Below are 5,089 nucleotides of genomic sequence, written 5' to 3'. Positions count from 1 at the left end.
CGGATAAATTAGAAAATGACATACGAAAATATTTAGCTGGACTAAAACCCAAAACATAACTACGTCGTACAACATCGCATTGGTTAAAAAAAACGGGCTGAAAGTAAACTTTCATCCTAGCTTTTCCTGTTTTTCGCAAATAATCGGCTCATTAGCTGTAATACATTACAAACAATGTCTACAAAAGAAACTAAATAAATATGTCAAAATTTTTAACGCTTAAACATTGGCAAGTATTTGCTCTGTTAATTGGAGTTCCATTCATTTTACAAATAGTAACTTTTAGCTTAATTATTGTAACTAAAGATCCAAAAACATTAACTTATACTTTTCCAATAACTACAATTATTTATCTTGTACTTTTTTTAAGTTGGTTTTATTCTTTGGGAACAAATCTTAATAAAAAGCTTTCAAAAACTGTAAAAATGAATTTGAGTAAGTTCAAAATATTTTTAATTATACCAATAGTTTATATTTTTATTCTGTCTATTTATCAAGCTGGAATATTTACAAAATCTTCTATAAATGAACAACCAAATCCGATTGTTTTTGCATTTATAATTCCTACTCATCTTTTTTCAATGTTTTGTATTTTCTATAGTTTATATTTTATTGCAAAAGAATTAAAAAGTGTCGAACTACAAAAACCTGTAACATTTAGTGATTTTGCGGGCGAATTTTTTCTTCTTTGGTTTTTTCCAATTGGAATTTGGATCATTCAACCAAGAATAAATAAAATATTTGAATCAAAATAAGAAAAAAGGACTACAGTTAACATTGTAGTAGCGATATGTTGGATGAGGGAAAAATTGAAGTTTTCGCTTCCTTATTCGCTAATGATTTTCTTGTTACCTATAAATCTAAAAAAAATGAAACCAAAAGAATTTGTTGAAAATTTTAAGTTAGAAAAAGATTCTCTTTTAAGAGAATTTATAAATAATGAATCCCAATCAGAAGTTCAAAAATTAATTCAATCTATGAAATTAAATAATGAACAATCTGAAATTATGAAACAAATTATTAATTCAACATTACGAGATACATTTTATACAATATTATTAGGATTAGATGGATGTGCTTCAATTGGCAATAATCAGGAATTGTATGAAATTAAAGATGAAAATGGAAATTTAATAAGTGGTGAAATTGAAGCTTATGCTTATGAGTATTTTCATGAAATGGAGTAAAGATTTAATTAAAGCGTCTTAATTTTTATTATAATATTATCCTCAGTTTATCGAAATAATAAATATGAAATTGATATATTCTATTCTCGCATATTTCTAAACTGACTTCATATAAATAGCTAAGGTGTAAATTGTTTTTTTGTTCATATACAGTAAGATACTGAAAAATAACTATATTTATTCCTGAGCAGAGTGTATTGGTAAAATTGAAAATTTTTTCATTTTCAGTTTCTTCGCAAAACCACTAATCGTTGAGCATCTTATTAGAATAAGTAGAAATGAACAGAAAAATAAAATTGATTCTCCTAGTCTTTGTATTATCATTTAACTTTTCTTGTACGGAAAATAAATCAATAGAAAAGGTGAAAAGCGAACCTGAATTGGTTGTGACTCCAAAAACTGATACTTTAAAGTTTACTTCAGGAATTCGTGCGATTTTTCAAGATAGTAAGGGGAATTATTGGTTTGGAAGTCTTCAAGAAGGTGTTGCGGTTTATGATGGTAAATCATTCAGCTATTTTACTCGTAATGATGGACTTTCTGATGATCAAATCCATTCTATTCAAGAAGATAAAAAAGGCATTATTTGGTTTGAAACACAAACTGGAGTTAGCAGTTACGATGGTACAAAAGTTACTAATCGCACAAAAACGAAAAACGAAAATTCTCCAAATATTTTTCCTATTCAAAGCAATGATGATAAGGTAAGTAAATGGATGAAATCTGAAAATGACTTATGGTTTGAAGCGGGGAATAATCCTGGAGTTTATAGGTATGACGGGCAACAACTACATTATTTAGTTTTTCCTTCTCAAAAAAATCTTGACACAAAGAATAATTTATTTGCTGTAACTGATATATCAAAAGGTAAAAACAATATGATTTGGTTTGCTACATATACAGGTGTTTTAGGATACAATGGAAGTGATTTTACAATCATTAATAACGAGACATTAGGATTGGATAGAAAGATCGAACCTTTGCATATACGAAGTATTTACGAAGATTCTAAAGGTAGGCTTTGGATTGGGAATAATGGAATCGGCGTATTACTTAAAGAAGGAGAGTCAATCATCAATTTTTCAAAAAAACATAACTTGATTCATCCCAATAGCAAACGAAATGGAGAAAAATCACCCGAAGGAACATTGGAACACGTTTTTGTAATTGCTGAAGACCACAAAGGAAATATTTGGTTTGGAGATAGAGATGCTGGAATTTGGAAATTTGATGGAAAACAATTACAAAATTATACTCAAAAAGATGGATTGACCAATGATTTCGTTCTCTCTATTTACGAAGATCACAACAAAGAATTATGGTTTGGAATGGCAGACGGAAAAATATATAAATTTGACGGAAAGGTATTTGAAAAGCAATTTTAAAAAATACGAATGCAGAATAATGATAATTAAACGAAGGCTAAGGCTATTTCTGATATAAACTCAAAATCATTTTTTTCTTATCATTTAGTTTTGAAGCTAACAACGCATGCTTCTTTAATAAGTGAACGTTAGTGAATTTAAGTCTCCGCAATATCTTCTGTAAACTCTTTCAATATTGTTACCTTCTCTACAGCTTGTGTTGTTGTGATGCACAGTACTGTTTATACTTTTAAAAGCAGCTGTTTTTAATAATAGCAAATTCCTCTTTCACGTAAACAATAAATAAAAATGTCAATTGGTCTAATTTATTTTCGGCAGACAAAAATTTCTTAGACCCTCTACGAAAATCTGTACGAGTAGAATATCTGATATATAAAGAAAGATTAATATCTAAGAAGCGATGAAGATTATTAATTATTGTTTATATAAGTTCCTCGTACGGTAAATAAATTAGAGAACAACAAATATTTGATCATAATAGCTTTATATTTATTATTTATAATTATTCTAAATAATTTTTAACTTTGTTCAAATGAATGATTAGTAATGTACTAATCGTATAACAATTCATAAAAAACGGTTAAAATGGAAGCAAATAAAATAAACATTCAATCACAGCTTGAAACAATTACAGAATTTTGGAGCTTGAAAGAACTTGCAAAAGTTAATAATCTCGCTATAAAAATTTTAAAACTGAAAGGAGTTTGAAATGTATAAGCACGACAACGGAGATAAAGTATTGCTAATTGTAGAGGGAACTATGTTTGTTGAATTTGCGGACAGAACCGAAGAGATAAAAACAGGAGAGTTTATAGTAATTCCAAGTGGAGTGGAACATAAACCTTATGTAAAAGAAGAAGCAAGTGCCCTAATGTTTGAACAATTATAAAAAAAAATAGAATTATGAATGATTTCACACCTCTAAAAGCTGAGTTAAAATTAAGCAGAAAAGAATATATTACACCTCATTATATACGTATTTATCTTAAGGGAGAAAATGTTCCTTTATTTGCTAATTCCACAATTGGTGTAAACAATAAGATACTAATTCCACCAAAAGGAATTAATCAAATTCATTTTCCTGAATTTGATTACGAAAAAAGACAATGGTATCCAATGTCAAAAGAAATTCAACCTACTGTTCGTACCTATACGCATCGAGGAATTGATTTAAAGACGAATGAAATATGGATAGATTTTGTCGCGCACGAAGACGAAGGTGTAGCTTCTGCTTGGGCAATTTCAGCAAAGGAGGGTGATGTCTTAGGTGTTTTAATGAAAAATGGAAAAACAGAACTATATACCCAAGCCAAAAATTATCTTTTGGTTGCTGATGCCACTGGTATTCCAGTGCTATCGGCTATTTTAGAGGATTTACCTCCAACAGCTAAAGGTACTTGTATTATTGAAGTGCACGGAAAAGAAGATGAACAGGATTTACAGACAGAAGCTACTATCAATTTTATTTGGTTGCATAATGAATATCCAAAGAAAGGAAGTAATATGGCAGAAGTTGTTAAGCAGCAGGCATTGCCTGAAACATCACGTTTTGGATATATAGCAACAGAGTTTTCAACGGTCAAAGAAATTCGACACTATTTAAGAAAAGAAAAAGGATGGAAACAAGAGGAACTGTATGCTTATTCTTATTGGAAAGCTGGAGTCTCAGAAGATAAATCGGTTGTTGATCGTCACAAAGAGAAAGATGAGAATAGTTAAATTAACATCATTTTGGGTTGTAATTACTTAGTTATAATACACTTTTCGTACAATTTATCTTTTAACTTATATGAATGAGTATTATTTTAAGGCTTACTATATATAATAGATGTTGTTCTTTTAAGTTTCTTAAAAACTTTTTCAATAAAATTTTATTTGGAAATCATGCTAAACTCATTTCTGTATGGCATCTATTATATTATTAACTATATTGAATAGTTATTCTCGCTTCGCGACAATTCTTCCCGAGTCGATAACCACAAAGTATCCGCTGCTGCTTTGCTTAATTCAGCAAACCATTTCCGTCTAATCATTTCTTGTGGTTAAAACGAAATACGAAACTATCCCTTGAGGGGGGTGTAGGGGGTGTTTTTTAAGTTGCGAATAATAAGTTCTAAGTTTCGAGAAACAGAAAAAATATACACAATCCTTTTTAGTATTCTTATAAATCTCTCGATAAAATTATCTCCACCCAGTCCTGCTGAACTCGTTTCAGCATCACATCATGAAACTATCCCCTTGAGGGGATTATAGGGGTGTTATCTAGTTATGAATAGAAGTAATGAGTTTTAATTTTTTTAAAATTAAAAAAGTATAGTATATAATAATAGAAGCTATCCTTTTCGAGCAATCGTATAACTTCCGCAGATAACTCTATCCACCTTGTCCTGCTGAACTCGTTTCAGCATCACATCCAAATAATCAAAAAATAAATTTTCTTATTTAACGAAATTTAAAACGACCATTCAATAAAAAGGCGTTCATAAATGAAAAGTTCGAAGCGAAGAAAAAGATTTA

6 protein-coding genes are annotated in these 5,089 nt (G+C 29.5%); all 6 read left to right on the top strand.

Going from position 1 to position 5,089, the window contains the following annotated elements; genetic code table 11:
* Nucleotides 1–200: 200 nt before the first annotated feature.
* The 6 genes from HXZ74_RS17020 (at nt 201) to HXZ74_RS16995 (ending at nt 4,291) form a co-directional block, all read left to right on the top strand.
* A complete protein-coding gene (locus HXZ74_RS17020) occupies nt 201–755 on the top strand; it encodes a hypothetical protein (protein ID WP_038336981.1) in 555 nt (184 codons plus the stop codon).
* A 114-nt stretch (nt 756–869) separates the two neighbouring features.
* Nucleotides 870–1,187 carry a hypothetical protein gene (locus HXZ74_RS17015; RefSeq protein WP_286476505.1) on the top strand — a complete coding sequence of 106 codons (318 nt, stop codon included), beginning with the start codon at nt 870–872 and terminating at the stop codon, nt 1,185–1,187.
* 362 nt (nt 1,188–1,549) lie between these two features.
* Complete coding sequence (locus HXZ74_RS17010) at nt 1,550–2,572, top strand: ligand-binding sensor domain-containing protein (RefSeq protein ID WP_286476504.1); 1,023 nt, start codon at nt 1,550–1,552, stop codon at nt 2,570–2,572.
* Between the two features lie 585 nt (nt 2,573–3,157).
* Nucleotides 3,158–3,280, top strand: a complete 123-nt coding sequence (locus HXZ74_RS17005) for a cupin domain-containing protein (RefSeq protein ID WP_286476502.1) — start codon at nt 3,158–3,160, stop codon at nt 3,278–3,280.
* Between the two features lies 1 nt (nt 3,281).
* Nucleotides 3,282–3,461: a cupin domain-containing protein gene (locus HXZ74_RS17000; protein WP_286476501.1), complete on the top strand. Its 180-nt coding sequence runs from the start codon at nt 3,282–3,284 to the stop codon at nt 3,459–3,461.
* Nucleotides 3,462–3,475: 14 nt separating this feature from the next.
* Complete coding sequence (locus tag HXZ74_RS16995) at nt 3,476–4,291, top strand: siderophore-interacting protein (protein ID WP_286476500.1); 816 nt, start codon at nt 3,476–3,478, stop codon at nt 4,289–4,291.
* The last annotated feature ends 798 nt before the right edge of the window (nt 4,292–5,089 follow it).

This window comes from Empedobacter sp. R750, assembly GCF_030324345.1.
Taxonomy (GTDB): Bacteria; Bacteroidota; Bacteroidia; order Flavobacteriales; family Weeksellaceae; genus Empedobacter; species Empedobacter falsenii_C.
This window is presented reverse-complemented; position numbering and strand designations above follow the sequence as displayed.

What these genes read in the sequence shown, in the direction of transcription:
- HXZ74_RS17000 (WP_286476501.1), top strand. Translation starts at nt 3,282, where the DNA reads ATGTATAAGCACGACAACGGAGATAAAGTATTGCTAATTGTAGAGGGA.
- HXZ74_RS16995 (WP_286476500.1), top strand. Translation starts at nt 3,476, where the DNA reads ATGAATGATTTCACACCTCTAAAAGCTGAGTTAAAATTAAGCAGAAAA.
- HXZ74_RS17015 (WP_286476505.1), top strand. Translation starts at nt 870, where the DNA reads ATGAAACCAAAAGAATTTGTTGAAAATTTTAAGTTAGAAAAAGATTCT.
- HXZ74_RS17005 (WP_286476502.1), top strand. Translation starts at nt 3,158, where the DNA reads ATGGAAGCAAATAAAATAAACATTCAATCACAGCTTGAAACAATTACA.
- HXZ74_RS17020 (WP_038336981.1), top strand. Translation starts at nt 201, where the DNA reads ATGTCAAAATTTTTAACGCTTAAACATTGGCAAGTATTTGCTCTGTTA.